General features: G+C 70.1%; 26 protein-coding genes and 1 pseudogene. 19 read left to right on the forward strand and 8 right to left on the reverse strand.

Features of this window, described 5'->3' with window-relative positions:
• Positions 1 to 26: 26 nt before the first annotated feature.
• The 5 genes from ACWGJM_RS40305 to ACWGJM_RS40325 all read left to right on the forward strand — a co-directional run bounded on the left by ACWGJM_RS40305 (position 27) and on the right by ACWGJM_RS40325 (position 5478).
• Complete coding sequence (locus ACWGJM_RS40305) at positions 27 to 1214, forward strand: MFS transporter (RefSeq protein WP_453416728.1); 1188 nt, start codon at positions 27 to 29, stop codon at positions 1212 to 1214.
• Positions 1215 to 1654: 440 nt separating this feature from the next.
• On the forward strand, positions 1655 to 2419 hold the full coding sequence (locus tag ACWGJM_RS40310) for a class I SAM-dependent methyltransferase (RefSeq protein ID WP_453416729.1): 765 nt from the start codon (positions 1655 to 1657) through the stop codon (positions 2417 to 2419).
• 293 nt (positions 2420 to 2712) lie between these two features.
• Positions 2713 to 2850, forward strand: a complete 138-nt coding sequence (locus tag ACWGJM_RS40315) for a hypothetical protein (protein WP_453416730.1) — start codon at positions 2713 to 2715, stop codon at positions 2848 to 2850.
• 168 nt (positions 2851 to 3018) lie between these two features.
• Positions 3019 to 4263: a ThuA domain-containing protein gene (locus tag ACWGJM_RS40320; protein WP_453416731.1), complete on the forward strand. Its 1245-nt coding sequence runs from the start codon at positions 3019 to 3021 to the stop codon at positions 4261 to 4263.
• Between the two features lie 735 nt (positions 4264 to 4998).
• Positions 4999 to 5478 carry a peptidoglycan-binding domain-containing protein gene (locus ACWGJM_RS40325; RefSeq protein ID WP_453416772.1) on the forward strand — a complete coding sequence of 160 codons (480 nt, stop codon included), beginning with the start codon at positions 4999 to 5001 and terminating at the stop codon, positions 5476 to 5478.
• An 18-nt stretch (positions 5479 to 5496) separates the two neighbouring features.
• Here the strand turns inward: ACWGJM_RS40325 and ACWGJM_RS40330 are convergent, their stop codons facing one another.
• Positions 5497 to 9279, reverse strand: coding sequence for an nSTAND1 domain-containing NTPase (locus ACWGJM_RS40330; protein WP_453416732.1), 3783 nt, complete (start codon positions 9277 to 9279; stop codon positions 5497 to 5499).
• Positions 9280 to 9421: 142 nt separating this feature from the next.
• Here ACWGJM_RS40330 and ACWGJM_RS40335 point away from each other — a divergent pair, with 142 nt between their 5' ends.
• From ACWGJM_RS40335 to ACWGJM_RS40355, 5 genes are all read left to right on the forward strand, one after another.
• Positions 9422 to 9556, forward strand: a complete 135-nt coding sequence (locus tag ACWGJM_RS40335; RefSeq protein WP_453416733.1) for a hypothetical protein — start codon at positions 9422 to 9424, stop codon at positions 9554 to 9556.
• 142 nt (positions 9557 to 9698) lie between these two features.
• Positions 9699 to 10820: a GH25 family lysozyme gene (locus tag ACWGJM_RS40340; RefSeq protein WP_453416734.1), complete on the forward strand. Its 1122-nt coding sequence runs from the start codon at positions 9699 to 9701 to the stop codon at positions 10818 to 10820.
• A 181-nt stretch (positions 10821 to 11001) separates the two neighbouring features.
• Positions 11002 to 14235 carry a hypothetical protein gene (locus tag ACWGJM_RS40345; protein WP_453416735.1) on the forward strand — a complete coding sequence of 1078 codons (3234 nt, stop codon included), beginning with the start codon at positions 11002 to 11004 and terminating at the stop codon, positions 14233 to 14235.
• A gap of 29 nt (positions 14236 to 14264) precedes the next feature.
• Positions 14265 to 14774, forward strand: coding sequence for a hypothetical protein (locus ACWGJM_RS40350; RefSeq protein ID WP_453416736.1), 510 nt, complete (start codon positions 14265 to 14267; stop codon positions 14772 to 14774).
• A 44-nt stretch (positions 14775 to 14818) separates the two neighbouring features.
• Positions 14819 to 16357, forward strand: coding sequence for an FG-GAP-like repeat-containing protein (locus tag ACWGJM_RS40355; protein WP_453416737.1), 1539 nt, complete (start codon positions 14819 to 14821; stop codon positions 16355 to 16357).
• Between the two features lie 108 nt (positions 16358 to 16465).
• Here ACWGJM_RS40355 and ACWGJM_RS40360 read toward each other — a convergent pair.
• A pseudogene (locus ACWGJM_RS40360) lies at positions 16466 to 16871 on the reverse strand (hemin transporter); the annotation flags it as partial.
• 134 nt (positions 16872 to 17005) lie between these two features.
• A complete protein-coding gene (locus ACWGJM_RS40365; RefSeq protein WP_453416738.1) occupies positions 17006 to 17986 on the reverse strand; it encodes an aldo/keto reductase in 981 nt (326 codons plus the stop codon).
• 313 nt (positions 17987 to 18299) lie between these two features.
• Between ACWGJM_RS40365 and ACWGJM_RS40370 the strand changes: the two genes are divergently transcribed.
• The 3 genes from ACWGJM_RS40370 to ACWGJM_RS40380 all read left to right on the forward strand — a co-directional run bounded on the left by ACWGJM_RS40370 (position 18300) and on the right by ACWGJM_RS40380 (position 19316).
• A complete protein-coding gene (locus ACWGJM_RS40370; RefSeq protein ID WP_453416739.1) occupies positions 18300 to 18692 on the forward strand; it encodes a hypothetical protein in 393 nt (130 codons plus the stop codon).
• A gap of 67 nt (positions 18693 to 18759) precedes the next feature.
• A complete protein-coding gene (locus ACWGJM_RS40375; RefSeq protein WP_453416740.1) occupies positions 18760 to 19113 on the forward strand; it encodes a VOC family protein in 354 nt (117 codons plus the stop codon).
• A 44-nt stretch (positions 19114 to 19157) separates the two neighbouring features.
• On the forward strand, positions 19158 to 19316 hold the full coding sequence (locus ACWGJM_RS40380) for a hypothetical protein (protein WP_453416741.1): 159 nt from the start codon (positions 19158 to 19160) through the stop codon (positions 19314 to 19316).
• 241 nt (positions 19317 to 19557) lie between these two features.
• Here ACWGJM_RS40380 and ACWGJM_RS40385 read toward each other — a convergent pair whose 3' ends face one another.
• On the reverse strand, positions 19558 to 20229 hold the full coding sequence (locus ACWGJM_RS40385) for a TetR/AcrR family transcriptional regulator (RefSeq protein WP_453416742.1): 672 nt from the start codon (positions 20227 to 20229) through the stop codon (positions 19558 to 19560).
• 103 nt (positions 20230 to 20332) lie between these two features.
• Here ACWGJM_RS40385 and ACWGJM_RS40390 point away from each other — a divergent pair, with 103 nt between their 5' ends.
• The 3 genes from ACWGJM_RS40390 to ACWGJM_RS40400 all read left to right on the forward strand — a co-directional run bounded on the left by ACWGJM_RS40390 (position 20333) and on the right by ACWGJM_RS40400 (position 21797).
• Positions 20333 to 20743: a VOC family protein gene (locus ACWGJM_RS40390; RefSeq protein WP_453416743.1), complete on the forward strand. Its 411-nt coding sequence runs from the start codon at positions 20333 to 20335 to the stop codon at positions 20741 to 20743.
• Positions 20744 to 20984: 241 nt separating this feature from the next.
• On the forward strand, positions 20985 to 21305 hold the full coding sequence (locus tag ACWGJM_RS40395) for a hypothetical protein (RefSeq protein ID WP_453416744.1): 321 nt from the start codon (positions 20985 to 20987) through the stop codon (positions 21303 to 21305).
• A 168-nt stretch (positions 21306 to 21473) separates the two neighbouring features.
• On the forward strand, positions 21474 to 21797 hold the full coding sequence (locus ACWGJM_RS40400; RefSeq protein WP_453416745.1) for a hypothetical protein: 324 nt from the start codon (positions 21474 to 21476) through the stop codon (positions 21795 to 21797).
• Here ACWGJM_RS40400 and ACWGJM_RS40405 read toward each other — a convergent pair.
• On the reverse strand, positions 21781 to 22692 hold the full coding sequence (locus ACWGJM_RS40405; protein WP_453416746.1) for an SDR family oxidoreductase: 912 nt from the start codon (positions 22690 to 22692) through the stop codon (positions 21781 to 21783). The genes ACWGJM_RS40400 and ACWGJM_RS40405 overlap by 17 nt on opposite strands.
• 121 nt (positions 22693 to 22813) lie before the next feature.
• Between ACWGJM_RS40405 and ACWGJM_RS40410 the strand changes: the two genes are divergently transcribed.
• A complete protein-coding gene (locus ACWGJM_RS40410; RefSeq protein ID WP_453416747.1) occupies positions 22814 to 23410 on the forward strand; it encodes a TetR family transcriptional regulator in 597 nt (198 codons plus the stop codon).
• Here the strand turns inward: ACWGJM_RS40410 and ACWGJM_RS40415 are convergent.
• A complete protein-coding gene (locus tag ACWGJM_RS40415) occupies positions 23398 to 24009 on the reverse strand; it encodes a TetR/AcrR family transcriptional regulator (protein WP_453416748.1) in 612 nt (203 codons plus the stop codon). The two genes, ACWGJM_RS40410 and ACWGJM_RS40415, sit on opposite strands and share 13 nt — an antisense overlap.
• A gap of 46 nt (positions 24010 to 24055) precedes the next feature.
• Here ACWGJM_RS40415 and ACWGJM_RS40420 point away from each other — a divergent pair, with 46 nt between their 5' ends.
• The gene (locus ACWGJM_RS40420; protein ID WP_453416749.1) at positions 24056 to 24520 is read left to right on the forward strand and encodes an SRPBCC family protein; all 465 of its coding nucleotides are present in this window, start codon (positions 24056 to 24058) and stop codon (positions 24518 to 24520) included.
• Here ACWGJM_RS40420 and ACWGJM_RS40425 read toward each other — a convergent pair.
• Positions 24465 to 24842 (reverse strand): YbaK/EbsC family protein, encoded by a 378-nt coding sequence (locus ACWGJM_RS40425; RefSeq protein ID WP_453416750.1) that lies wholly within the window; start codon positions 24840 to 24842, stop codon positions 24465 to 24467. The genes ACWGJM_RS40420 and ACWGJM_RS40425 overlap by 56 nt on opposite strands.
• Positions 24843 to 24926: 84 nt before the next feature.
• The gene (locus ACWGJM_RS40430) at positions 24927 to 25478 is read right to left on the reverse strand and encodes a GNAT family N-acetyltransferase (RefSeq protein WP_453416751.1); all 552 of its coding nucleotides are present in this window, start codon (positions 25476 to 25478) and stop codon (positions 24927 to 24929) included.
• Between the two features lie 51 nt (positions 25479 to 25529).
• Between ACWGJM_RS40430 and ACWGJM_RS40435 the strand changes: the two genes are divergently transcribed.
• Positions 25530 to 26162: a TetR/AcrR family transcriptional regulator gene (locus tag ACWGJM_RS40435; protein ID WP_453416752.1), complete on the forward strand. Its 633-nt coding sequence runs from the start codon at positions 25530 to 25532 to the stop codon at positions 26160 to 26162.
• Positions 26163 to 26399: the final 237 nt, after the last annotated feature.

Consider the following 26399-nt stretch of genomic DNA (forward strand, 5'->3'; position numbering starts at 1 on the left):
CGGTGCCGGGCTCGGAGCATGGCCAGGTGCGAAGGAACACAACGATCACTCTGCTCTCCGTCGGCCACGCCTGCGTCGACATCTACCAAGGCGCCGTGGCGGCCCTGGTGCCGTTCTTCGTCGCCGAACGCGGATACACCTACGCCGTTGCCTCAGGCATCGTGCTGGCCGCCTCCGTGCTGTCATCGGTGGCACAGCCGGTGTTCGGCGCGCTCACCGACCGCTGGGCGATGCCCTGGCTGCTGCCGGTCAGCACACTGCTGGGCGGTGCCGGCATCGCGCTGAGCGGACTGAGCGGCTCCTATCCGCTCACCCTCGTGTTCGTCGCGGTATCGGGGCTCGGCGTGGCCGCCTACCACCCCGAATCCGCCCGTGTCGCCCGCATCGCCGGTCGGGGCGGACACAGCGCCATGGGCGTGTTCTCCATGGGCGGCAATATCGGCTTCGCGCTGGCCCCGCTCATGGTGGCCGCCGTCGTGGCCACCGGAGGACTGCGCTGGACACCACTGCTGATACTGCCTTCCCTCACCGGTGCCGTGATGTGCCTGCCCGTGCTGCGCGCCCTGCGGCAGAGGCAGGCCGCCGGAGCCGGTACGCCGGTGCCGGCCGGCAGCGACGACACCGCCTCCTTCGTGAAGCTGTCGCTGGCCGTGGTGTTCCGGTCGATCGCGTACATCGGTCTGAGCACCTTCATCTCGCTGTACGCCCAGCAGCGCACGGGCGGCAGCACGGCCTCGGGCACCGCGGCATTGTTCGTGCTCTACCTCGGCGGTGGGATCGGCTCGGTGCTGGGCGGGTTGCTGGCGGGCCGCTGGGACCGGGTGACGGTGTCCAGTTGGTCGTACGTGATCGCGGCCGCGGCCATCGCTGGCGTGGTGTGGGTGCCGGGCCCCGCCATCTACCTGTTCGTGGTGCTGACTTCCGCCAGCCTGTACGTGCCCTTCTCCCTACAGGTCACGCTCGGCCAGGACTACCTGCCCTCGCGGACAGGCACCGCCAGCGGGATCACGCTCGGCCTGACCGTCAGCATCGGAGGCCTGGCCAGTGCCGCCATCGGCAGCCTCGCCGACGCCACGTCCCTGCACACCGCCCTGGCGCCTCTCGTTCTGATGCCGGTGCTGAGCTGGCTGCTGTTCCGCACCCTGCCCGAACCCAGCGTGCCGCAGCCTGAGGCTGCCGCGTCTGCGACGTCTGCGAAGGGAGACCGCCCCTGACCCGGTCGGCGTCGTCAAGCCCTTCGGGAACCACGGCTCGTCCCGGCGGAGCTGCGCGGTCTCGAGCCGGAGGTCTCCCGTGATCGTGAGGTCCACGGCCCTGACGCTCGACGTGACAAGCGCGGGCTTGCTGACGTTCTCCGGATGTCGGCTCACGTACAAGCGCGGCCGGATTCGCGCCGGCGCAGTGCGCGAGCAGGCTCATCCGGTCCAGTGCGAGGCGGAATCCGTCGGGCCTCCGGGCAGGCAAGTACGGGCTTCCGCGACCGGGTCCAAGCCGTCATCATATGGCGTACGCAGTGGCCTGGTCGTCCCACGCGGAGGCCGCTGACCACCGGATGTCGGGCTGGCCCGCGTCGTAGGTTGGGTATGTGACGACTACTGCATCTACTGCATCGCAAGAGGCATTCCTACAGGCTTTCCACGCTGAGCGCCCGGCGGTGACCGCTGAAGCGTTCGGCCGTGGTCGCGCTCCGGACGGCCGGTCCAGCTACGAGCTCCTGTCCGACCGGGTGGCCGGCCGCAGGCGTGTGCTGGACCTCGGCTGCGGTGACGGCCTCCTGCTTGAGGTTCTGGCCCGAGGAGGCGGAAGACAGCTCGCGGGTCTGGACCTGTCTCCGCAGTCTCTTGCGCTGGCACGACGTCGACCGGCGCTCTCCGGGGCCCGGCTGGAAGAAGGGCGTGCTCAGGAACTCCCCTTCGCCGACGACAGCTTCGACGCCTGCGTATCCCACATGGCGCTGATGCTGATGGGTGAGATCGAGCAGGTCGCGGCAGAAATCGCCCGAGTCCTGTCTCCCGGAGGGGTTCTGGCATGCGTGGTGGGAGGCGGGGCCGTCGGCGGCGAGGCATACGACCGGTTCCTCGGGCTGTTGCGGAACACGATCGAGGAGGTGCCCGCCTCGCGGCGCATCCCGGCGTTGGGCGACAGAAGGACACGCAGTCGCGACGGGCTCGATGAAGTACTCGCCCCAGCGGGCTTCGCCGCGGTGGACTGGGAGACCGTTCCTATCGACTTGAGCGGTCCGGTGGAACAGGTATGGGCTGGCGTCGCCGGCCTTTATGATCTCGGCCCGCTCGACGGGCCGGCTGTGGAGCGCCTGCGTGATGCCTTCTTTGCCGAGGTGCGCGATATGACGACGTCGGAGGGGACCGTCCCCTGCGCTTTCAGAATCCACATCGCAACAGCACGGCTCCTCCCGTAGGCACGAACTGGCGGCCGTGGCGGGGCAGTCACTGGTGTTGTTCGCGGCGGCCGTGATTTTGCTGGCCTCATGACCGTGCTCGTGACCCGCCGCCACGTCGACTACGTGCGCGTCACGACCACGGCGTGTTCCGCCGGACGGTGACACCGCGCTCCAGGCGCCCCGCCGCAAACTCGCGGCTCCGTTCGTGCCGTTGCACCCTCAACCGCCCATGACGGCCGTCCCGACCAAGGGCACGCACCGCGCCGGCCCTGGTCCACAAACGCCTGACCGCCGATTGAGAGGAACACCGCATGCGTGCATACGGTTTTGCCTACGGTCCTCCGACCGTCGTCCCGTCGGCGGAGGCCGCCGAGGTCCACCGACGCTTCGAGGCCGGAGGCACCCGCGGCAAGACGGTGCTCGAGATCGGCGGACCAGGCGCCGCGTGACGCGTCGCCCCTGCCTCGCGGTACCGCCGCACCTCGGCGTCCGGCCTTCGTCGGCTACCCCGTGAGTGACGATGTTTGGTCTGCACCATTGACATGCACGCGTCCCGGACCTTCAATGCGGCACACCCGCATACGTCCCGACGGTCACGCACGAGGAAGGTCCCTCGCATGATCACCCCCCGCCCGGACATCGCCTGGCCCCGCACCCTGTTAAGGATCCTCGCCCTGGTCGCCGTGGTGCTCGGCGTCCAGGCCGGACCCGCACACGGCGCCCACGCCGCCACCCCCGTCAACGTGATCGCCTTCTACGACGGCACGTACGACGCGGCACACATCAGCTTCGACCACGAGGCCAACACCTGGTTCCCGCAGGCCGGCGCGCAGAACGGCTTCACCTACACCGCGACCACGGACTGGAGCCGGCTCAACTCCACGACGCTCGCCAACTACCAGGTGGTCATGTTCCTCGACGACTACCCCCACACCGCGTCTCAGCAGGCCGCCTTCCAGACCTACATGGCAAACGGCGGCGGCTTCATCGGCTTCCACGTCTCGGCGTACAACGACAACACCAGCGACTGGCCCTGGTACCACAACACGTTCCTCGGCACCGGCACCTTCCGGAGCAATTCCTGGGGCCCGACCTCGGAAACCCTGGAGATCGACGACGCCGGCCACCCGGCGACCGCGAATCTGCCGGCCACCATCACGTCCTCGGTCAGCGAGTGGTACAGCTGGCAGAACGACCTGCGGCAGAACCCGGACATCGACATCCTCGCCTCGATGGCCCCGTCCACGTTCCCGATCGGCACCGACCCCAACCAGACCTGGTACAGCGGCTATTACCCGATCGTCTGGTCCAACCGCGACTACAAGATGGTCTACAACAACTTCGGCCACAACGCGATGGACTACTCGACCAACACCACCCTCTCCTCGACGTTCGCGAGCGCCCAGCAGAACCAGCTCCTGCTCCAGGAGATCAAGTGGGCGGCCGGGCAGTCCGGTCCGGTCACCCCGCCCGCGAACACCACTGGCCCCATCCACGGATACGGCGGCAAGTGCGTGGACGTCGCGGGTGCCGCCTCCGCCAACGGCACCGCGGTGCAGCTCTACGACTGCAACGGCAGCGATGCGCAGAACTGGACGGTCGGCAGCGCCGGTACGCTCACCGCGCTCGGCAAGTGCATGGACGTGGCCTCGGCCGGCACCGCCAACGGCACCAAGGTGCAGCTGTACGACTGCAACGGCACCGGATCACAGGTCTGGCAGCCAGGCGCGAACGGGTCCCTGATCAACCCGCAGTCGGGCAAGTGCCTCGACGCCACCGGCTCCAGCTCGGCCAACGGCACCCGATTGCAGATCTGGTCGTGCACGGCAGCCGCCAACCAGAGCTGGACGCTGCCGTCCTGAGGGCAGTCGTTGACGTTGCCGCCGTCCCGCCCCTACGGCAACATCCGGCTGAAGACGGCTCACGTTCGCCCTTGAACCCACCTGAGCGCTAAACCGGGCCCTACCCTGGAACGGAGGAGGTTCCACGTCGGACCCGGTGACGGCGTTGGCCATGACGGGCGCGACGACCCTCGTGGCCGCCATGGCCACCAGCGCGTGGCGGACGGCCCGCGTCCGAACCGCGGCCCTGTTCCACCGCCGCGGCGATTCCCAGCAGGACGTGGAAGCCCAACTGGGCGTACGGAACCTGACGGCGGCTCAGCCTGAAGGGCGCATGGCCGCCCAGGAGGCCGTCACGATCCGACGCCGATTGACGAAGGCCGACTCGGCGCGTTGTGAACCGGGTCTGGCGGCATTGTTGTCCACCCTCGGTTTCGACCTCACGAGGGCGGAACGCTACGCAGACGCTTTGCCGGTCACCCAGAATGCCGTGCCCGCCGCTGAGGAGGCTGTCACGACCGCCGACCACTGGCCGCGGCCGACCCCGCTGCTCAGCAGGACCACAGCCGTGAACCACCCGCGAACGAGGAAGAACCGCCGACCGCCCTTGGCTGATCCCGGCACGCCGGACGTCCTCGGCTGCCCACATTTTTGTTGCGTCCGATGGAAGGGGCGTGTGCAACAACCAGCCGCTCCCAAAACTCAGTTGGGCGGCCAGCCATTCAGGTGCCGTTCCACGAGCGAAAGAGGAAACGAATGCGACCCGGTTTTCTGACGAGGACGCTCGTCGGCGCCACTGCCGCCGTCGGGATCGCCGCCGGGAGCCTGGCGGGCGCGGCCACCAGTTTCGCGGCGTCCGCGCCGGCCTCGGAGCCGACGGTGAGTTCCAGGGCCGTCGTCCCGCCGGCGGTGGTCAACCTCGGCCTGAGCACCAAGCAGGCCAAGGGACTTCAGTGCTGGCTGTGGGACAACGACTGGGGCTACACCGGCCCGATCGACGGGCTGCTGGGAACTGAGAGTTGGAAGGCGCTACAGCGCTACCTGAACTACTTCGATCTCTACCACGGGCATATCGACGGGATCGTCGGAAACGCCACGGTGGAGGGGCTGCAAATCCTGCTGCGCGGCTATGGCTACACCGGTCCGATCGACGGAATCGCCGGATCGGGGACCGAAGCCGCGTTCGGGCGGTTCGCTGACGACATGTGGGAAGAGTGCGTCTCTTCCCATGTCTGAGCGCATGTGGCACCCGCATCAGCTGCCGTGACACGGCGGAGCGTACGGGAGTTCCGGTATGTAGCCCGGCCATTGCGCCGGGGTGAGCAGGCCGGTTGTGCTTGAGCAGATACGGCGAATCGCCTGGTCGAGTCCGAGAGGGGTGAACTCGATCGTGCCGTCCGGACCCGCTGTCGCCAGCAGCCGTCCGTCCGGGCGGTACGCGGCCGTCGCGATCGCATCGGTGTGTCCGGCGGTGAGCCCCTTGCCCCACGGGGCCGGACGAGCCGGGTCGGCCACATCCCACATCAGGACACTCCGGTCAACGCCGGCGGTGGCCAGCGTGCGGCCGTCCGCGCTGAAACCCACCCAGGTCACCGGGCCGGTGTGCCCGGTCAGCGAGGTGCCGAGCGGTGTGGTGTGCGCCGGTGCGGAGATGTTCCACAGGCGCACGTCGTGACCCATGCCGGCGGTGGCCAGTAACCGCCCGTCGGGGCTGAACGCGCCCCACAGGGTGCCACCGGTGTCGCCCGTGCGGACGTCCGGGAGGGCCCGGGGGCGGACCGGATCGGCGATGTCCCACAGCCGGACCTTGTCGTCCTCGCTGGCGCTGGCCAGGGTGCGGCCGTCCGGGCTGACGCCCGCCCAGTGGACGAAGCTGATGTGGCCGGTCAGCGGTGAACCGAGGGCGGCGGGGCGTGCGGGATCGGTGATGTTCCACAGCCGCAGGCTGTGCTCCGGGCCGCCGGTGACCAGTACGCGCCCGCCGGGCGTGAAAGCCAGCACGTCGCCCTGGTCGGCGCCGCCGGTGCGGACCAGGCCGGCCCGCCGGGGACGGCGGGGGTCGGAGACGTCCCACAGCCCCACCGTGCCGTCACTGTCGGCGCTCGCCAGCAGTCGGCCCTTCGGCTGGAACACCACCCGGGAGGCGGAGTGCTCGGCCGGCAGCTCGCTCAACTGCCTGCCCCGCCCCGGATCGCGCACGTCCCACAGCCGTACCGTCCCGCCGGCCGCGCCGGCCAGGCTCCGGCCGTCCGGGCTGAACGCGATACTCGTGACGGCACCGAAGTGGCCGGCCAGAACGGTGCGCGGCAGGTGCCACAGCCGTACGGTGTGGTCGTCGCTCGCACTGGCCAGCGACCGCCCGTCGGGGCTGAACGCCAGCCAGTTGACGAATCCGGCGTGGCCGATCAGCGGCTGCCCGAGGGGAGCCGGACGCAGCGGGTCGGAGACGTCCCACAGCCGGATGGTGTGGTCCGCGCCGCCGGTTGCGAGTGTGCGGCCGTCCGGTGAGAACGCCACCGCGAGCAGGGTGTCGCTGTGCCCGGTCAAGGGCTCGCCCAGTGCCTTGGCGTGGGCCGGGTGGGAGACGTCCCACAGCCGTACCTTGTGGTCGTCGCCCACGCTGGCCATGACCCGGCTGTCCCGGCGGAACGCGACCGCGTAGACGACGTCCGGGCAGTTCAGCGGCTTCCGCCACAGCTTCGGATGCGTCCGGTCGGTGACATTCCACAGCCGGATCTTGTGATCGTGGCCGGGGGCCGCCACCGTCCGGCCGTCCGGGCTGAAAGCGGCCGAGGCGACGGAGTCGCTCGCCCCGGTGAGTGGGTGGCCCAGTGCCTTGGCACGCGCGGGGTCATGTACGTCCCACAGCTGTACGGTGCGGTCGTGGCTCGCGGTGGCCAGCGTACGCCCGTCACCGCTGAACGACACGGAGAAGACGTAGTCGCTGTGCCCGGTCAGTGGCTTGCCCAGGGCCTTGGCGTGGGCCGGGTCGCGGACGTCCCACAGCCGAGCCGTGTGGTCCCGGCTCGCGCTGGCCAGCGTGTGGCCGTCCGGCGAGAACTGGAGCCAGTACACCCAGCTGGTGTGCCCGGTGAGCGGTCTGCCCAGCGGGACGGGGTGCGCGGGGTCGGCCAGGCTCCACAGCCTGATGGTGTCGTCACCGGCCCCGGTCGCGAGGGTGCGGCCGTCCGGTGAGAACGCCACCGCGTACACCGCCTGGGTGGGTCCGGACAGTACGGAGGACAGCGCGATGTTCTGCGTGTCGAGGAGACCCGCGGCGGCCTCCGGATCCGACCGCAGCCGGTGCGCCGCCACATACATCCGCGCCGCCAGCGACGGATCGGTCGCGTCGAGCTGGCCGGCCCGCGCCACCACCTGCTCGGCGACCGCCCGGTCGCGGCCGGCCCGGGCCAGCGAGCGCTGCTGGAAGGCGATGACGGCGGCCGTCGACGCGACCAGCAACAGGCCGGACACCGCGGCCAGCAGCGTCCGGAATCGCCGGGCAGTGCGGGCCGCCGACCGCCGTTCCTGCTCGCGGGCGGCGATACTGGCGTCGAGGAACGCACACTCCACCGGGGTGAGGTCCGCCCGGTACCCGGCGAAGCACTCCTCGGCGGTGGCCAGGCGGGTACCCCGGTACAAGGCCCCCGGGTCCCGGTCGAGTTCCTGCCAGACGCGGGCGGCCTCGGTGATCTGACGGTGGACACGCAGCCGGTCACGGGCGCCGTCGATCCAGGCCTGGAGCCGGGGCCAGGCGGTGATCAGTGCCTCGTGGGCGAGGTGCACCGTGTCGCCGTCCAGCGTGATCAGCCGTGCCCGGGCCAGCAATTCCAGTGCCGCGGCGCTGTCGGCTGCCTGGTCGGTGGCGCTCCCCGCCCGCAGTTCGGTGCGGTCGGCGGGGCGACTGGTGTCCTGGGCTCCCTCACCGGGCGTGATCAGCCGCAGCAGGATACGCCGGGCGGCCTCGGCCTGCTCCGGGGCAAGCTGTGCGTACAGTTCCTCGGCGGTGCGGGTCAGGGCGCCGTGGACACCGCCTGCCGCCTGGTAGGCGGTCAGCGTGAGAGTGCGGCCCCTGCGGCGACGCCAGGTCTCCAGCAGGGCATGGGACATCAACGGCAGTCCGCCGGGTTCTTCGGCGACATCCTCGACGACCTTCGCGGTCAAGGTGCGCTCGACGATCAAGCCCGCGGCCACGGCGGGCTTGACGATCGCCTCGCGCAGTTCGGCCGGCCCCATGGGGCCGAGGAGCAGGGTTGCGTCGCGGAGGGCCGCGGCGAGCGGACGATGCTCGGCGCAGCGCCCGAAGAAGTCCGCCCGCACCGCGAGCACCACCCGCAGCCTGCTGTCCGGTACCGCCGCGGTCACCAGCAGATCGAGGAAGGCCGCGCGCTCGGCCGGGTCCACACAAAGGGTGAAAAGCTCCTCGAACTGGTCGACCACCACCACCGTGTCACCCGGTTCCCGGCTCGGCACCGTCGCATCGGCGTGCGTGGCCAACGGGTGCCGTCCCGGGGTGAGGATCCGGATGGCCGCGGGCCGGCACCCCGGTGAACCATCGCTCCTCAACACGGGGATGAGGCCCGCGCGCAGCAGGGAGGACTTGCCGCTTCCGGACGCGCCCACCACAGCGACCACCCGGCGGGTGCGCACGCATTCGGCCAGTTGAGCCACGAGCTGGTCGCGCCCGAAGAACAGGTCCCGATCACCGGGTTCGAAGCGGGCCAGCCCCCGATAGGGGGCCGCCGAACCGTCATCCGGCTCCGGCTCGGCGGCCACTTCCTGAGCCACCGACCGCCAGCGCCGCTCCCACTCCCCGACGTCTGCCCCGCATGCCCGCACATAGCCCCGTACAACCGCCAGGGACGGCAACTGCTCACCCGCGGCCGCTCTCGACAACGTTGCCACCGAGTAACCCGCGCGCTGCGCCATGGCCCGGTAGGTCAGGCCTCCCGTGTCCCGGCGCAACTTCCGTAACTCGAACGCGAAGCGCTGCACCGGCCCGGCCGCCGGATCCAGCGGGCCTTCCCGACGCCCCATCCCAGTCCCCCATGGTCAGCACGAGCAACAAAGGACAACCTTCGCACCGTCCCATGGGGGTCGCATCTCTGAACAGCACGATCCAGCCGATCGGCTCCCAAGTCCGGCCGCCGGGACGTTTGTTTCACCGCACGGTCCGAGGGTGCGCAACAACGAGCCGGTCCAGAACCCTGTGACGTGGTCGGCGGCGGGCACCACTTCGGCGGTGAGCGCTGCCGCGCGGCGTGGCCGGGTCGTGGCCGCGGCCGGCGGCGACGGGGGTGCCGCCGGAGCGTGAACGGCCCACCACCGTTACGGGCGGACGATGGAAAGGACATTCACGGATGGCGCATGACCTGAGAACTCCCCAGCAATCCCGGGGGACTTCGCCCCGAGCCGTACGCGGCCTGCGGGCAGCGGCCCTGGGCGCGCTGGCAGCGGTGACCGCAACCGCCGCTCTGCTCGCCACTCCGGGCTCGGCATCGGCGGCGGCCCTCGGTACGGATGCCGCCGTGCGAGGACTCGACGTCAGCGCCTACCAGGAGAGCGTGGACTGGCCCTCGGTGGCCGCCGACGGTGCCTCCTTCGCCTACGTCAAGGCGACCGAGGGCACCTCCTACATCAGTTCTCGCTTCTCCCAGCAGTACGAGGGAGCAGCGCAAGTCGGCCTGATACGCGGCGCGTACCACTTCGCCAGGCCGGACAAGTCCTCCGGCGGCGCCCAGGCCGACTACTTCATCGACCACGGAGGTGCCTGGCAGCCCGACGGCAAGACCTTGCCCGGCGTCCTGGACGTCGAGCCCTCCCCGGACGTGCCCACCTGCTACGGGGTCGACCCCGGTGCGATGGTCCGCTGGATCGCCTCGTTCGACGACGAGTACCGCAGCCGCACCGGCCGCCACGCGGTGATCAACACCAACGCGTCCTGGTGGTCGCAGTGCACCGGCAACTCCTCGGCCTTCGCCGCCACCAACCTGCTCTGGATCGGCAGTTACACCGGCACCCCGCACCCGCTGCCCAACGGCTGGTCCACCTACGCCATCTGGCAGACCTCCGACTCCGGAACCTTTCCCGGTGACCAGGACCTGTTCAACGGCACGCAACAGGACCTGCGGAACTTCGCGACGAACGGCACCTACACGCCGTCACCGCCGCCACCGGCCGGCGCCTGGCCTGTCGTCCAGCAGGGCTACGTCGGCCGCCAGGTGACCACCGTCCAGTATCTGCTCAACGCCCACGGCGCGTCGCTGTCGGTCGACGGCTCCTTCGGCACGGCCACCCATGACGCCGTGGTGGCCTTCCAGACCCGGAACCAGCTGACCGCCGACGGCATCGTCGGCCCCAAGACCTGGCAAGCGCTCATCACCACCGTGAAGAAGGGCGACCGCAACGCGGCCGTCAATGCGGTACAGGCCGAACTGAACGCCCACGGCGCGTCGCTGTCGGTCGACGGCTCCTTCGGCACGGCGACCCGCGACGCCGTCGTCGCCTTCCAGACCCGCAACCAGCTCACGCCTGACGGCATCGTCGGACCCAACACCTGGCTACAGCTCGTGAACTGATCTCCCGTCACGACAGAGTCCGTGCGGCCGGTTCCTCACCCATCCCGAAAGGTCCGTCTTGGAGAGCACTTTTTGGAGCAGACGGCGTGTTCTCGGCGCCCTCGCAGCTTCCGCAACCGTCGCAGCCACAAACCTCGTCCTCATCCCCTCGGCCGCAAGAGCCGACACCGCGCCGGGCGATGTGGACGACGGCGACCCCTTCGACCTGCCCGACACCGACCGGGCGAAGATCGTCAAAGCGTGGCTGCTGGGCGGCAAAGCCGTCCGCGCAGCCGCGGAAACGGCACTGACCGGCACCGACGCCGACGTTCAGACCTTTCTGACCGTCGACCTGTCCAAGGTCACGGCCGATGACAACCGCGTCGCCCTCGTCACCTCCCTCGCCGGAGGCGGTAAAGGCACCCGGCGCGAGGCCGGCGCGGCGCTCGACAGCGGCGACGCCGCCGTCGCCGACTACCTCAACGGCGGTTTCAAGGCCGCCATCCTCGAGGACATGCAGGTGGCCACCACGACCGTGATGGCCGCGGGCGCCAAAGCGGTACGCCGGGACGGCAGCGCCGCGCTGGACGCGGGAACCCAGGAAGCCCTGGAGCAGTTCCTCACCGACGGTCAGTACACCGCCCGTTTCGAGGACATGCGTGTCGAGGTCTCCACCCTCATGGTGCAGGCGGGCCCGGAGGTGCGGAAGTACGCCTCCCGGGCTCTGTCCGGCACCGACGACGACGTCGAATGGTTCCTCGACACCGGCCAGCACATCGCCCGCGCCCGCGACCAGGAGGCCTCGACGATCGAGGAGCTCGTCGCGGTCGTCGAACGCGAGGGCAAGAAGGCCGACGCGAACACGAAGGAAGCCGAGGAGGCCGCCGCCCGCGCCGTCGAGGCCGCCGACAAGGCCAAGGAAGCGGCGGAGAAGGCCGCTGCCGAGGCGCAGGCGGCCCAGGACGACGTGGTCAAGTCCGGTAGGGCGGCCCGCAAGGCGGCCGAGGCGGCGAAGGGCGCGGCCGACTCGGCCCGGGTCGCCATCCGCGCCTCGCACGCCGCCGTCCAGGCCTCCCGCCGCGCCGCCTACGCCGCGACCGCCGCGAGCCAGGCAGCGGCCGGCGCCGGATCCGCCGCCGCCAGGGCGTACGGCGCCGCCATCGCCGCCTCGAAGGACGCGACCAAGGCGTCCGCCGCGAAGGACGCCGCCGTGGCCGCCCGTAACGCCGCGGCCAAGGCCCGTAGCGCGGCCTCCGCCGCCGACTACGCCGCCACCGCCTCGGCCCAGGCCGCGAGCGCCGGGTCCGCCGCCGCCTCGGCGGCCCGGAACGCCGCCGCGGCCGCGAACGCTTCCGCCTCCGCCGCCTCCGCCGCGGGCAGGGCCCAGGCCGAGGCCGCGGAGGCCAGGCGGCAGGCGCAGATCGCGAGCAGCAACGCCCAGCTCGCCACCAACGCCGCCGGAACCGCGCAGGCGTTGGCGAACAACGCGGCGGCGGCCGCCCGTACCGCACGCGATGCCGCGAACAGCGCGGCCGACCACGCGGACAAGGCCGCGGACGCCGCCGAATGGGCGGCCAAGTACGCAGGCCAGGCCCTGGAATACGCCAAGAAGTCCACCGAGTTCGCCAACGAGGCCACCAAGGCGGCGAACACCGCCACCGACGCCGTCGCCCAGGCGGTCGATGTGGAGAAGAAGGCGCGGGACGCCGAGTCGCAGCGCCTGGACGAGGACATGAAGCAGGCGGTGGAAGAGGCCGCCCTGCTGGCCCGGATCGAGGATCAGGAGCGGGCGGAGCTCGCCGAGAAACGTACCCAGGCCGAGCAGGAGGAGCAGGCCACCAAGGACATCGTCTCCCAGGCCGAGTCGGCGTTGGCCTCAGGAGACCTGGACCGTGCCGCCACGCTCGGGCGCACGGCGGCCGTCGCCCTGATGAACTCCCACGGCACCTGGTCGCGGGAGGCCGCACGGTTCGCCCTGTCGGGCGCGGACGCCGACATCCACGCATGGATCGACAGCGACCGGCAACTCGCGCAGAAGCAGGACGACCGGGAGACCGCCCTCTACCTGGCCCAGATCACCACCCCGGACGTGGCCGACGCCGCGACCACGGCGCTGGCGAGCCAGGACCCGGACGCCGCCACGAAGTTCCTGACCGACGGTGCCATCGAGGCGGCCGCGACGGACAACCGCGTCGCAGTCTCCCGCGTCCTGGCCAACGACCCCGGCAGCGCCGTCAAGAAGGCGGCGAACGACGCGCTGGACAGCGGCACCGCCGAAGCCCTGTACGCATTCCTCAGCGTGACGTACGAGGCGGCGCAGCGGGAGGACGACGCGGTCGCCACCGCGGCCCTCATCAGCACCGGCGGCCCGTACACCAAGGCCCACGCCCAGGCCGCGATGGAAGGCCCGGCCTGGATGCGCCGCAACTTCGTCGCCTCGGTGCAGTACAAGACCGCGCGACTCGACTACGACTTCGCTGCCCACGTCGCCGCCATGCAGGGCGCGATCGCCGCCGCCGCCAAGATCGCGCACAAGGCGCAGGAAGACGCCGCCAATGCGCAGCAGGCCGCGGCGAAGGCCCGCAACGCGGCCGACGAGGCCCAGCAGTGGGCGGACAAGGCCAAGGAATCGGCTGCGAAGGCCGCCGGCTACGCCAAGCAGGCGGACGCCAACGCGGACGCCGCCGAACAGTCGGCCAAGGACGCGCAGGCCTCGGCCGACCGGGCACAGCAGGCGGCCAGTGTCGCGCGCCGGGCCTCGCGGTCGGCGAACTATTCCGCCAACCGTGCCGTGGACGCGGCCCACCGGGCGATGGTCTCGGCCACCTCGGCACAGGTTTCCGCCACCTCGGCCCGTACCTCGGCCGTCCAGGCAGGCAAGGACGCCCGTACGGCGGCGGCCGCCGCGAGCCAGGCCCATCAGATCGCGGTGAACAAGCGGCAGGCCGAACTCGCGGAGGCGGCCAGGCAGGCGGCCGAGGCAGCGCGCAAGGCCAAGGAGGCCGGGAAGAATCCGGCTGATTCGCCGGACAACGACGACCCCGATGTTCCTCAGTGGCAGCTGGACGCACGGTGGTTTGCGTACCAGTTCAACAAGTTGAGTATCGCAACCGGGCTCACCGCTGCCGGGATCGGTATCGTCGGACTGGGCGTCGGCATCTTCGCTCCACCCGCCGTGCCGTTCATTGAAGACGTCGCGTCCGGCTTCGGGGACGCCTCCCTCGCGTTCACCGCGCTCAACGTCATCTTCACGGGAGTCGGCTACGGAGTGAACAGCGGTCAGTTCCGCTCTTCCGTGGCAAGTGGCTTTCTGTCCTTGATCACCTATGGCCAGTCGAAGTGGATCGGTGAACTCGGCGCCGGTGAAGTCGCCACTAAGATCACGCAATTCGGTCATGATCTCGTTTCGCCGATCATCGGCATGCTGGGGCTCTGAAGCCCTGACGCCGCGGTAAGGGGCCTTGTATGAATCTCACACGGCGGATCACCGCCATCGGTGCGGCCACGCTGGCGTGTGCCGCCGCAGTCCTCGCCGCCGGCCCTGCCTCCCGTGCCGATGACTCCGGCATCCCGGTGGCGGCGGCCGACAGCCAGCCCGGCTACGCGGTCGAGGACTTCGGCTACCCGGACGCCGACAAGATCAAGGCAGAGAAGGGGATCGTCCTCAAGCGCGGCGACGGCCACATCATCCTCGCCGACTGTTCGTCCGCCACCGGGCTGATGGAGGTGTGGTCACGGAAGAACGGCAAGACCTGCTTCCGCACCACCGGCACCTCCGGCTGGCTCACCCTGGAGATCCCCATGGTCTTCGCGGTCAAGGGCTCGGCCGACCACGCCGCCGACGTCACTCTGACCGCACCGGATGCCACACCGCAGGAGGTCGCGGTCGCCAAGGGCGAGTGGACGCCGGTCGGCGAGTCCGCCGACCCGCAGGCCCGCGATTTCGCTCTCGTGGAGATCCGTACGAGCAAGTGAACGGGCGCATCTTTCCCCCGGCCGACCCCGCACCAAGGACAGTCATGACTGGAAAGCGTTCATGTGTCGCGTGGACCGCAGGCCTTCTCGCAGCCGCCACGGCTGCGAGCGGCCTGGTCACCAACTCGCCCGCCGCCGCTCTTCCCGGCGCCGACGTCCAGGACACCGCCCTCGCGTTCACCGCGAAGATCAACGTCGCTGAGCAGCAGGCCTGTTCGGGCGTGCTGGTGGATCCTCAGTGGGTGCTCACCGCCGCCAGTTGCTTCGCCGACGGCGGCAAGCCCGCCCCGCCAGGAAAGCCCGCGCTCAAGACCACCGTCACGGTGGGTCGTACCGACCTGTCCCAGACGGGTGGGAAAGTCGTGGACGCGGTCGGACTCGTGCCGCACGCCGACCGGGACGTGGTGATGGTCAAGCTGGCGCGCCGTGTCCTCGGCATCACCCCGGCCGAGCTCGCCGCCAACGGCCTGGTCTCGGGCGAGCAGCTCACGGTTCTGGGCTTCGGCCGCACCACGACCGAATGGGCCCCCGACACGTTGCACTCGGCCCCCTTCACCGTCGCCTCGGTGGCCGGAAGCGACGTCAGTCTCACCGGCTCCGGTCAAGCGGTGATCTGCCAGGGCGACGCCGGGGGCCCCGCGCTCCGCGTCACCAACGGCACACCCGAACTCGTCGCCGTCAACAGCCGTTCCTGGCAGGGGGGCTGTCTCGGCGTGGACCCCAACGAGACGCGCACCGGCGCGGTCGACGTGCGTGTCGACGACCTCGCGGACTGGATCCACCAGACGGCCTTCCGTGTCCAGGACGACGTCACCGCCGACGGCATCGCCGACCTCGCGGGCATCTGGGACGACGGAACCCTGCACCTCTACCCGGGCGATGCGGCCAAGGGGCTGAGCGGCCAGAACATCGCCCAGCTCGGCGGCACAAGTTGGAAGACGATGAAGCAGCTCGCCAAGGGCGACTTCACCGACGACGGCATCACCGACCTCATGGCCGTCTGGAGCGATGGCACCCTCCACCTCTACAAAGGCGACGGCAAGGGCAAGTTCGCCGAGGGCATCACCGTGGCCGAGGGCGGCAGCACCTGGGGCACGGTGAAGCAGCTCACCTCCGGCGACTACGACGGTGACGGGATCGCGGACCTGATGGCGATCTGGTCCGACGGCACCCTGCATCTCTACACGGGCAAGGGCGACGGGCAGACAGCGCCGAACTCCAAGGTGAACACGGGCGGCAGCACCTGGGGCACGGTGAAGCAGCTCACCTCCGGCGACTTCAACGGCGACGGGATCGCGGACCTGATGGCGATCTGGTCCGACGGCACCCTGCATGCCTATACGGGTGACGGCACCGGCCAGGTCGGTGCTCAGGTCCCGGTGCCGGTCGGCAGCAACACCTGGGGTACGGTCCGGCAGCTGACGGCCGGCGACTACACCGGGGACGGCATCGCCGATCTGACGGCCATCTGGAGCGACGGCACCCTCCACCTCTACAAGGGCGACGGCAAGGGTGGCATCGGCGCTGCCACCACCGTGGCCTACGGTGGCAGCACCTGGAAGACCATGCTGCACCTCGCCTGACCCTCATCAGTACTTGTCCCGGGCACAGTTCGTCGGTTCAGCGATCCGTCCAGATCGGCCTGTAACAGGTCCGGCCCGGAGACCCCGTACTGGATGCCAGCACGATGATGCCGGCGGCATGGGACCGTCGTCGGCCGGGCGCAGCAGGAAGGAGACCACGTCCGCCGTCTCCTCCCGCCGCTCCACCACGGTCAACTGCCGCCAGGGGCTGCGGGGGTCGACCTGCGCCTGCTGGTGGAGACGGGCCTCCTGGGCGATGAACGCGCCGGCCATCAGCCAGTACACCTCGTCCCAGGCCGCGGCCACCTCGAGGGTGACCGCCTCCCCCAGCACGTCGGCGATGGCACGGAACAGGTTCGCCGCCGGCCTGGTTGCCTCGGTTGAACAGCCCGTCCAGTAGTTCGGGCTGTTCGGCGAACATGGTGCCGTAGAAGCGTGCCGTGATCTCGTCCAGGGCGCCGCCCACTGCGGGCAGGGCGGCACGGACGACGGCGGCCGACTCTGGCGAAAGCATGGGTCTCCCTTTGCCGGTGCGGGCGTGCAGCGACAGGAGGTGCCGGTCGGCCGCCTGGCGGATCCGGCCGACTCATCGATCATCGCGGTGGCCTCGTTGGGTCCGACAGGGCCGAACATCGCGAAGGACGGGGACTATCGGCCCAGCCTTGGGGCTGCCTGGCCTCGCCTCGCACGGCTCGCCCACCCGTCCGGCCCAGATCCCCGGTGCCCGGCTTCCGGTTGCGACGAGGCGAGGAGTGTCATTTCCTCCTCCGAGAGCCGCAGCGCGCCGGCCGCAATGTTCTGCGCAAGGTGGCCAGGATGGCCGGTCCCCGGTATGCCCAGCACATGTGGTCCCTGGTGCAGGGTCCAGGCCAGACGGACCTGTGCGGCGGAAACCCCGTGTGCGCGGGCGACGGCGCGCACTTCCTCGCTGTCCGGGGCGGCCGGCCCTGCCTCGCGCCCGGAACCGGCGATCGCGAAGAACGGAACGAAGGCGATGCCGAGTTCGCCGCAGCGGCGAAGCAGAGCCCGATCCTCGCTCGATGCGCCGATTCCGTACGGGTTCTGCACGCAGACGACAGGGGCGATGGCGAGGGCCTCGGTCAATTGCCCGGACGTCACGTTGGAGATGCCCAGGTGCCGGATCAGTCCCGCGTCGCGCAGTTCGGCCAACGCGCCGAAGTGCTCGCCGACCGAGCCCGTCCGCCGACTCGGTGGCACGCGCAGGTTCACCACGTCCAGGTGGTCCCGGCCGAGTTGCCGCAGGTTCTCCTCCACCTGGCCACGCAGCTGGGCGGGTGTGGCCCACCACCATGCGCCCGAGGAGTCGCGTCCCGGCCAGACCTTGGTCGTGATGACCAGATCCTCCGGGTACGGTGCCAGTGCTCGGTTGATCAGCTCGTTCGCGGAACGCGTCGCCGAGAAGTAGAACGCGGCGGTGTCGATGTGGTTCACGCCGAGCTCAACGGCCCTCCGCAGCAGGCCGATCGACTGCTCGCGGGCACGCGGTGCGCCGCGGTCGAAGGGCGCGGTACCGGTCAGACGCATCGCGCCGAACCCGAGACGGTTGACGATCAGATCACCGAGTCGCCACGTACCGGCGGCTGCGGCAGTGTTCGTTCGTCGGCTCATGAGAAGGGTCTCCTCCTGCGGGGTGAGGTGGGGAAGCGGTGGTTGGGTACGCGACGAGTCCAGGTCCCTCGGCGGGCAGTCAGCTTCGAAGCGGGTCCACCAGTGCCGGGGCGCGCTGGCCCGGGCATGAAAAAAACCTCCCCGGCGGACCGCAGTCCGCACCGAGAAGGCTCGCGTGTGTCGTCAACTTAGCAGGCTGGGCGAGGTGTTTGCCAGCAGGTGCCCAGCCCTGGAAACGGCCATGGCACTGCCTCGCACCAGTCACGAGCACCCCACGATCCTCCTGATCCATGGAGGGCTATGGCAGGGCGACATGGACGCCGACCGCTTCTGGGCGGTGACAGGGATTGTGGCGGGCATCGAACGCGCAGGGTTCAAGGTGCTGGCCCCGAACCGTCTGCCTCAGCCATGGAGCTGGGATGCCGAGGTCGAGCACCTGGCCCCTTGCCTGCCCGAGCGCCCGGTTTCCGTCGTGGCCGGATCGAACCTGGACGGGCAGACCGTGCGCGGCGTCTCGGACAGCGAGTTGTCGGCACTGACCATGCCGATCGGAGTGCTTCCCGCGGTTCCGGAGAACCCATCCCATCAAAGGCACACCGTCGATACGCTCCGTCAGCTCCTCCCCCACAGCGAGGAGCTCGAGGGTTGTCCGGAGCCACCCCTGCCGGCGTTCGCTGCCCACCTGGACCGCTTCCCCCGCGATTGACACAGGGGTGAAGCGGACGATGGTGTGGTGCCCGCCCGCCCGATCACCGTCCTGGCAAGATGGCGGCATGGAACGTGTGCTTGGAATCGGTGGATATTTCATGCGGGCGGCCGACCCGGCGGCCCTGAGCGCGTGGTATCGCGATTGCCTGGGCCTGGACGCCGACGAGAACGGCCTGTGGCGTCAGGAAGCCGGGGTGACGGTGTTCGCGACGTTCGAGTCCGAGACCGACTACTTCGGGGCCCGTGCCCAGCAGACCATGCTCAACTTCCGGGTCCGCGACCTGGATGCGATGCTCGCGCAACTGCGCGCCAAGGGAGCGGACGTGGCCGAAGAAACGCAGGACATGGACGGTGTCGGCCGATTCGGCTGGGTCACCGACCCCGAGGGCAATCGGGTCGAGCTGTGGCAGCCCGCCTGACCGCGTCTTCACGCAGGCGGTGACGTGCCAGGGGACCGAGCTATGTGCCGTTCAAGGTTTTCGCCTCCGAAGCCTCCCACCAGCTGAAAACCCCGCTGACCGCACTGCGCCTGCGCCTCGAGAACTTCGAGCCCTACCTCGATCCCGCGCCCGCCCCAGCCTGGACGACGCCTTCGGGGAGGTCGGACGCCTCGGCCGCATGATCCAGGGCCTGCTCGCCCCGGCCCGCCTGGAGAACACCGCCACCACCCCCGAGCCCGTCGACCTCGACGCCGTCCTCACCGACCGCGTGGCGATGTGGGAGCCCCTGGCGGCCGAGCAGTACGTCGCACTCGACATCACCGGTCCACCCGCCGCCCAGGTGTGGCCGATGCCGGGTACGAGCCCCAGGCGACCTGGGTGGCCGAAGGTTGCCTACAGGACCTCGCACACAAAGGCCTCATCTCACTGCGTTCCTTTGCCGGACGCAGCCTGGGAGGCGGTGGCGGCAGTGGGGTGGTCGGCGAGGGCAGCGGTCAGGAGGGCGGTGGTGTGGCCAGCCTCCGGGAGCAGAGTTGCGGTGATCTCGTCGTTGGTGTGGCCGGCCAGGGTCAGTTCTTGGATGCGTCGGAACAGCAGGCGGTCGGCTCCGGCGATCAGGGCGGCGGCGGCCTGGGGTGCGATGGCGGCGGCGGAGGCGGGGGTGTCGATCGCCAGTGCCATGGCGAGTGCTTCCTCGCGCTGGTCGTGCAGTTCGCGCAGTCGGGCCGTGAGGGTGGGGCTGTCGGCGACCATGCGGGCGAACGTGAGGCCGGTGAAGCCGATGACCGGGTTGTGCTCCAGCAGGGCGGTGCGGCGAGCTCGTGACAGTGCGGCGAGTGGCGTCTCGTCGGGCCGGCGATCGGTGACAGCCAGGGCGAGGCCCTGGGTGAATGCCTCGTGATGGTCGAGGGCCAGGTCTTCCTTGCGGGGGAAGTAGTTGGTGACGGTCTTCTTGGCGACGCGGGCTGCGGCGGCGATCTCGGCGATGGTGGTCTGCTCGAAGCCCAGCTCGATGAAGAGCTTGGTGGCGCAGTCGGAGATCAGCTGTCTGGTCTCCTGCTTCTTGGACTCGCGGAGCCCCGGCTCGGTACCCATGCCCAGAATCTTACCCCCGACGTAAAAATCTCCTTGCCCCTCCTTGACTCTCAGGCTAAAATTACGTCGGTAGTAATTTTAGCCTCATGGAACGGAACATCGCTTGAACGTCACCGCCTCCACCCTGTCCCTCACCGTCGCCGACGTGGACGCCTCCCGCGACTTCCTCTGCACTCACCTCGGGTACCAGCAGGCCATGGCCGCCGACGGCTTCGTCTCCCTGACCCGCGACGACGCCGCCACCGATATCGTGCTGCTCCGCCAGGGCATCGAGGTGCTTCCGCCCGAGCAGCGTGACCGCCAGGCAACCGGCCTCATCCTCGCCCTCACCGTCACCGACATCGAGGCACAGGAGCGGCACCTGCGAGAAGCAGGCGCACCCATCACCATGCCGCTGCGTGAAGAACCCTGGGGCGAGCGGCTGTTCCAGCTGACCGACCCGAACGGCATCGTCGTCCAGCTCGTGGAGTGGACTGCCCCCGACACCGAAAACCCCGCCACACAGGGTGCGTAGGCGGGCGTACGCTGCCGACACCATGGAACAGCTGCCTGTGAGCGTCGAGTTCCGGCTCAGCCGCGAGGAGTACGGCCGGGGCTTCTCCTCCTGAGACGACACCGACGCTCGGCGAACGCTGACGCGCAGGCTGCCTGCGGGTGAGGGACGACGTCCCGCCGCTTCCGCAACTCTGAGCGGTCATCGCGGTACCGCCTTTAGCCTGTGCGAAAGGCGGTACCCACCGCCAGGGGGAGCCGAGATGCCAACGCTGGAGACACCCGTACGCCTGCGGCTGACCATGCCCACCGTCTTGTGCGCCGCTGTCAGCGCCGTTGTGTTGGCGTTCCTCAACTTCCTTACCGGCGTCTACACCTGGTTGGCCTTCGCGCGGCCCAAGATGTTTCCGTTCGACAACATCGTCTTTGGCTACATCGCCTGCCTCCTGGCCGCCATCACCGCTCTGCTGACGCTGATTCCGGTTGCCAAGCGATGGTTGGGCATCTGGCTCCTCAGCCCGCCCGCAGCGCTCTTCCTCGTAGCGCTTGGACGGCTCGTGTACATCTTCGCCAATCGGAAGTAGTACGACCTCGGACAGCAAGCCGCACGAGCCCGCGACGACGAAGCCGTGCGTCCCCTGATGCACGAGCAACTGGGTTTTGACCCTGGTCGGGACATCACTCCGGCCGACTGACTGAGCACCACCGCTCAGCGGCTCGCCGAGGCCACCGCCGGCGTATCGCACTCCACGGTGCAACGCCGGATCACCGAACTGCGCGACAGCGGCGTGCTCCACTTCGACATCGACACCGACCGCGCACGGCTCGGGCTGCCGATCCGCACCCAGCTGTGGCTGACGGTGCCGCCCGTGGACCTCGCCACCACCGGCCGGGCGCCGGCCCGGCATGCCGAGGTGGCCTTCGCCGCCGCCATCACCGGCACCCGCGATCTCTGCGCCTCCGTGTCCACTTCCGGCACAGAGCATCGAGGGCTCCTGTCCTGCACACCGTCAAGGCCCCGCAGGCACACGCACCCACCAAGGTGGGATCGGTGCGGGGTCAGGAGGCCGGCGTGACCAAGTAATCGCCGTGCTCCAGGTCCTCGAGCAGTGTGGGGTGGGTGGGCGACCAGCCGAGCAGTTCCTGCGTGTAAGCGCTGGAGACGGGCGCGTCGAAGCCGTAGACGGTGGCCATGAACGGGCTCGGGAAGTGGGCGGCAGCCTCGTCCGGGGTCAGCGAGACCGCCGGCAGATCGAGGCCTCTGGCGATCGTCTCCGCGATGCTCTTCAGGGTGACGCCGCTTTCGGCGACTCCGTGCAGCACACTGCCCGCAGGAGCCTTCTCCAGCGCCAGGCGGAAGAGGACCGCCGCGTCGAGCCGATGTACCGCGGGCCACCGGTTGCCGCCGTCGCCGATGCAGGCCGACATGCCGGTCTTTCGTGCGGTGGCGACGAGCATGCCGATGAAGCCGTAGTCCCCGGGGCCGTGGACGGTGGGAGCGAGCCGGACCACGCTCGCGCGTACTCCCTGGGCGGCGAAGTCCAGGCAAGCCCGCTCGCCCGGGATGCGGAAGCCGGCGATCCCGGCCGTGTCGGGCTCGTCCTGCTCGGTGCCCTCCCGGCCGGCGGGCATCACCAGCGTGCCCGAGGTGCTGACGAACGGCTTGCCCGAGTGTTCCAACGCTTGGCCGAGCGCCTCGATCGCGGTCCGGTCGCGCCTCATCATGTCGTCGGGGTCGGCGAAGTCGCCGCCGAAGGCCATGTGCAGGACGCCATCGGCGACTTCGGCCCCGCTGCGCAGACTGTCGAGGTCTTCCAGGGAGCCGCGGTGTGGTGTGGCACCCAGCGACTCCAGCCGAGCGGCGGCGGCATCCGAGCGCGCCAGACCGGTCACGCTGTGGCCGGCCGCGACCAGCTCGGCGACGACGGCGGGGCCGGTCAGGCCGGAACCACCAGTGACAAAGACATGCATGAAGGACTCCCGTTCAACGTCAGTGACTGGCACTACGTAGCGCCAGTCACTGACGTTACGGTAGCGCCAGTCGCTGGCGCAACGGGGCCTCGGTCGCCGGCCCATGCGGTAGCCTCGGGGGGTGCCACGGAGCGGAGCAGAAGCGCGCCGCCGCCTTCAGCAGGCGGCCCTGGAGCTGTACCGGGAACGCGGGTTCGACCAGACCACCACGGCTGAGATCGCCGCCCGGGCCGGCGTCAACGAGCGCACGTTCTTCCGGCACTTCCCGGACAAGCGCGAGGTGCTCTTCGACGGCGAAGCCGACCTGCGCGCCGCGCTGATCCAGGCGGTGACGGAAGCGCCCGATGATCTACAGCCAGTCGAGATACTGCTCTGGGCCTTCCGGAAGGTCGAAGGGATCCTTGAGGACAATCGCCCGTTCGCCGAACCACGACTGGAAGTCATCGCCGCGACACCGGCGCTCCGCGAACGCGACTTGGCCAAGGCCGCGTCGCTCACCGACGCCGTAGCGGAGGCGCTGCGGCAGCGCGATGTCGCCGACCGGCTGGCCGGCCTGGCCGCGCGGACCGGCTGGGCCGCCTTTCACCAAGCGGCCCAAGCCTGGATCGACGACCCCGCGCAGAGCTTGGACGCGCATCTCCTCCAAGCCTTCGACGATCTGCGCGCCCTCTACGCAACCGACCTAGTGACGAAGGCGCCGGTGCTTCACGAGCCGTAGTACAGCCGGAGGAACTCCTCCATCGCCGCGTCGACGCCGGCGCGGTCGCCGGTGGCGAGCAGGTCGAGCAGGAGACCGCGGACGGTGGCGAGCCCCAGCCTCGCGCGCTTCCGGGCCGCGGCGGGGTCCGCCCCCGCGGCGATCTCGGCGGCGACGAGCGGTTCCAGCCAGTCCGTCACAAGCCCTTCGAGGATCGGGACGGCCTCGGGGCGGCCCCGGAGCGCTTGCCCGCAGATCTCGAAGAAGAGCCGCTCCTGACCGGCCAGCCGAGGGTCCGTCAGCTGCTGCCACAGGAGCCGCGCGGCAGCCGCGGGCGAGAGACCGGGATCCGTGCGGAGCCGGGACAGCAGATCGCGCTGGCGTCGCTCCGACGTCCGGACGATCTCGACGAGCAACTGTTCCTTGGAGCCGAAGTAGTGGATCAGCATGCGGTGACTGACACCGATCGCGGCGCCCAGGCGGCGCAGGCTCAAGTCCGCGATGCCGTGGGCCGCGACATGGTCGACGGCCGCGTCCACCAGTTGTGCGCGCCGGTCCCCGTCCGTGACGTGCGCGGCCTCGGGCTCGGTCTCGGGTTGCGAGTCGTCCGTATTCACCACGTCGTGAGTGTACCAATTGGTACATGCCCTGTGTACCGTGTGGTACATGAGGTCTGTCACCGTGTCCATCGATGTTCCATACACGCCCGAGCAGGTCTTCGACTTCCTCGATGTCATGGCTCACCACGAGCGGTTCACGAACCACTATCTGACCGACTGGCGCTACAGCGGCCCCGGCAGCGGCATAGGATCGTGCGCCACGGTCACCGCCGCACTGGGTGGCACGAAGACCGACGTCACCATCGAGGTCGTCGAGGCCGACGCGCCGCGGCGCATCGTCGAACGGAACGTCAGCGCGGCCGGCCGGCGTCTGGCCCACGGCACCTACACCATCGAACCATTGCCAACCGGCGGGAGCCACCTCTCGTTCACGTACGCCTGGGTGCGCGCCCCTCTCGCCGACCGCCTGCTGGCGCCCGTCGTCCGGGTCACCCTGCGGCGCGCCAACCGGACCGTCATGCGACGCCTGGCCGCAGAGTTGGCCCGCCACGTGTCCGCCGCCGGAACCTGAGCGTACGCACCGGCCGGGGATGACCCACGGGTGCCGCACCCCGGACCTCCTGACCCGTCACCGCGGGGACGAAAGCGGGGTCGGCGCGGCGGATCTTGCCGCGCCCCACACCCAGCAGACGGGCCACGAGGCGGGTGTCCACCCGATGGGCGCCGCTGGTCAGGGCGAGCAGGGGCTCGCCGTCGACGGAGAAGACCAGGCTGTTGGCGACCGCCCCCACCGCACAGCCGAGTTGGGCTGCCGTCTCCGCGGCAGTCGGCGCCCGAGCCGGCAGCTCGACCACTTCTTCGGCGCTGCCGTTCTCGCGCAGGACGGCGCGCACCGGTCGTACTCTCTCATGCAAGAAGGACCCCTGTCCGCAAGGGTGTTTGAGGCGACCCCGTGCCGACCGGACGGCCGTCGCCGGTCAGTGACCCAGGGCTCGCCATTCGGGAGCGAGCACCGCCCAGAGCTGCTTGTCGTAGCGCACACCCTCGTACGGCCATGCCTCGCGTCGCAGGCCCTCCAGCGTCATGCCGAGCCGTTCGGCCACCGCCGAGCTGCGTTCGTTGTCGGCCCGGCAATGCCATTCGGCCCGGTGCAGCCCCCGGGACGTGAACGCCCAGTCCAACAACGCGCCGCACGCCTGCGTGACCAGACCGTGGCCCTCGGCGGCCGGCTCCAGCCAGCAGCCGATCTCGCACGAGCCGAAAGCGGCTTGGAAATCGGTGAACATCACACCGCCGACCAATCCTCCGCCCCGCCAGATGCCGTACAGGCGGGCCCCGTCGCCGGCCTGGCGTTCGGCATACCGCTGGAGCGTGGCCCGCGCCCCGTCCACATCGTCGGTGACGAACGTGGGCCCGACCCACGGACGAATGTGTTCGCGAGCCCGATCCATATGACCGGCGAACTCCTCGGCGTGCCAGACCTCCAGCGGACCGAGGTGAGCACCGTCGCGCAGCGGCAGCGAGAACATGAGAGCCTCCCCATTCACATAACAAGCGTTACGGCAATGTACCGTGGCGCCATGCCACGCACCAAGGGAGATCACGAGGCCCGCCGACGCGACGTCTCCGAAGCGGTCTGGCAGGTCATGGCCACACGCGGCTTCGCCGGCCTGACACTGCGCGCCGTCGCCGCCGAACTCGGCGCGACCACCGGCCTGCTCACGCACTACTTCCCGACCAAACGCGCCTTGCTGGAGCACGCCCTTGACCTGCTCGAACAGCGCACCGTCTCCAGGCCCCGCCGGGATATGGGCATAGGCCTGGCCGCTCTGAGGGACGCGCTGCTGGACATCCTTCCGCTGACCCCCGTGGCCACCGACAGCAACCGGATCTGGGTCTCCTCCTGGGACGCCGCGCTCTCCGACCCCGCCCTGAGCGCCGACTACGCCCGCAAGTACGCCCAAGGCCGCGACAGGCTGAGCGAGCGGGTGGCCGCGGCCCAGGAGCTCGGCGAACTGCCCCCTGGCGATCCCGCACACATCGCGGTCGGCGCTCAGTCCTTCATTCTCGGCCTGGTGGTCCAGGCCTTGTTCGACCCGGCGGCGTTCCCGCCGGAGCGCCAAGTCGAGCTCCTGGACGACTACCTCGCCGCCTTGACCGCCCGCACTGATCCGGCGACGGCCGCTCGACCCGATCCCGACGGCGCGCTCTGAGCGACCATGTTCCGGGCGCCCGAGGCGTGCGTACGGGCCGTCCGTTCCCCGGGCGCGCTGCCGACGGCCGAGGCGCCGTACGTCGAGTCCCGCCGCGATGTGCGCCGCACCGGGAGACGCACCCGCAGGGCCGCTGCTGCTGAAGCCGGCCCGCGCGGATGTCGCGTCCGGGACAGCGCCCGCTTCGGCCGGGCCGCTTGAGGTGGCCGGCAGCTCATCGAAAGCTGGGCACAGGAC

Source organism: Streptomyces sp. NPDC054834, assembly GCF_053611185.1.